This window comes from Vibrio sp. 1641 (assembly GCF_033339995.1).
GTDB classification, from domain to species: Bacteria; Pseudomonadota; Gammaproteobacteria; order Enterobacterales; family Vibrionaceae; genus Vibrio; species Vibrio alginolyticus.
In genome coordinates this window covers 1-814 of sequence record NZ_JAWOVP010000107.1, presented here as the reverse complement: position 1 = coordinate 814, position 814 = coordinate 1, and the positions used below count along the sequence as shown (strand labels likewise).

Genomic DNA, 814 nt, shown 5'->3' with positions numbered 1-814 from the left:
TCAGGTAAGGTAATCAAGCCTGCATCGCTTAGTTCCACATTCAGTTTCAGCTCAGACAAGTTTGCCTGCTTTGCTTCATCGCTTTTACTGTCCCACCAATTCAGTGAGTAGCCTGGCAGCGTGAATTCGCCTGCTTCTGTTGGGATCAGCACTTGTTTTACCGTCATGATTACCGTGCCATCTCTTGCTGTGTCGAATTGAGGCTGTTCAGGGTAAACGCGTAAGGAGTTTGGGTAATCCATAGTAATACGCGGTAAGTATTCGGCTTGTGTACCGCGAGCTTTGATTTGAATGGTACGAGTAATAGACGAACCTTGTTTCACGTTATTTACCGTATTGGCGGATAGCGTATTGCCTTGATCGTCTTGCCAGCTCTGAGTCATTTGCAGTGCCGATGCGGGTAACCAACTGCCTTTAAACGCACTAGGTATGGCTTTTACCGTTATTGGCATTTGCTCCACTTTTGTGCTGATCGGCATGATCTTGGTTGAGCCCGTCAGACTATCGCCATAGATATAAGATCCAGTCAGTTGTGGGCCAAGGAGCGTGAATGTTCCCGGTTGTTCTGCGGTTAAGCGGAAAGATTGCTCCACCACTGTCACTTCAAGCCCAGAAATGACTCGCTGCCCTTGTTGCATTTCACCAACAGGTTCAAGCTTCATGCCTTCAATACGTGGTGGCACAACTTGTGGGTTGTCTAAACGGCGAGTGTCGGCCTTGATGATCAGTTGCATGCGTAAATTCGCAGATTGCTGCGGATATAGCGTATGGTTATCGACACTCATATTGAAGCTGAACAAATCATCCAGATCGG

The 814-nt window shown here is 47.5% G+C and carries 1 pseudogene; it reads right to left on the bottom strand.

From position 1 onward, the window contains the following. Positions 1–814, bottom strand: a pseudogene (locus R7Z47_RS24460) (protein BatD); the annotation flags it as partial.